Source organism: Cryobacterium sp. RTC2.1 (assembly GCF_035018685.1).
GTDB classification, from domain to species: Bacteria; Actinomycetota; Actinomycetes; order Actinomycetales; family Microbacteriaceae; genus Cryobacterium; species Cryobacterium glucosi.
In genome coordinates this window covers 1-1051 of the sequence record NZ_JASJXJ010000315.1, presented here as the reverse complement: position 1 = coordinate 1051, position 1051 = coordinate 1, and the positions used below count along the sequence as shown (strand labels likewise).

The following is a 1051-nucleotide window of genomic DNA, read 5'->3' as shown; positions in this document are numbered from 1 at the left end:
GCGATCGGCCAGCGCACCATCGACGGCACGATCCTGCACTCGGACCGAGGCTCTCAATTCCGCTCCAACGCGTTCCTGCGCGTGCTGAAGAACAACGGCATCACCGGATCGATGGGCCGCGTCGGCGCATGCGGCGACAACGCCGCGATGGAGTCCTTCTTCGCGCTGCTGCAGAAGAACGTCCTCGACCGGAAGCGGTGGTCAACCCGAGAGGAACTGCGCCTCGCGATGGTGATTTGGATCGAACGGACATACCACCGCAAACGCCGGCAACGCCGCCTTGGCAAGCTCACCCCGATCGAGTTTGAGACAATAAACGTGGCCCTCAAAGCCGCCTGAAACCACTAACCCTTTGAGTCAACTGAACTCGGGGCAGTCCCCATGTTCGATGCCCCGGAGCAGCACCTGAACGTCAGATTTGCCATGGGCCAGACCCTTGTCGATGACTGCCAGACCAATGCTTCGATCAGTGCGGAGGACGAGTTGGTGCTTCTGCTTAACGGCCGTGCCAACGGCACCCCCTACAACTGCAAACCGTGAGGACCATCATGAGAAAACGCACTCGTTTCTGCTTGGCTGGCCTCGCCGCCATCGGCCTGGCAGCACTGGTCGTCGCCAACCTTCCCGGCCACGCGGAAGCGGCCGTGAATTTCAGCGATCCCAGCGTTGGCTTCCGTGACCAAGCCAGCGGCGCATACCTGCGCATCGACCTGGACTCCACAGCTGCTGGAGTGGGCCAGTTCTACTTCAGCGCACCGGGCGTGGGACTCGTCGTCCCCGCGAAGACGGCGACCCTGGACCCACACAGCGCCCACGACGAACAGTTCCGCTTCGATGGTGCCGGCACCCAGTATGCCTCGGCCGTGCTGACCAGCGACATCGCCCAACCCGTCCCGAGCGGGGCAGCGGGCACGGCAACGATCAAAGTCATCGGTCATGACGACCCGACCGCGCACACCGCGAACGTGGAAGTCTGGATCAACGGCAAGCACTTCACCCTGAAAGCTGCGCCCGCCCCGCACAACGCCGGCCCCACCCTGACCGCGGTCAT

At 63.4% G+C, this 1051-nt stretch carries 3 protein-coding genes; all 3 read left to right on the top strand.

Features of this window, described 5'->3' with window-relative positions; translation table 11 throughout:
- A partial coding sequence (locus tag QN357_RS19045) for an IS3 family transposase (RefSeq protein WP_323505406.1) occupies positions 1–339 on the top strand: 339 nt, incomplete at its 5' end.
- Between the two features lie 42 nt (positions 340–381).
- A complete protein-coding gene (locus QN357_RS19040) occupies positions 382–540 on the top strand; it encodes a hypothetical protein (RefSeq protein WP_322135541.1) in 159 nt (52 codons plus the stop codon).
- 8 nt (positions 541–548) lie between these two features.
- The coding region (locus tag QN357_RS19035; RefSeq protein ID WP_323505405.1) for a hypothetical protein at positions 549–1051 on the top strand (503 nt) is incomplete at its 3' end.

Bases quoted from the DNA above. Each gene is read 5' to 3' on its own strand.
- QN357_RS19040 (WP_322135541.1), top strand. From the start codon at position 382: ATGTTCGATGCCCCGGAGCAGCACCTGAACGTCAGATTTGCCATGGGC.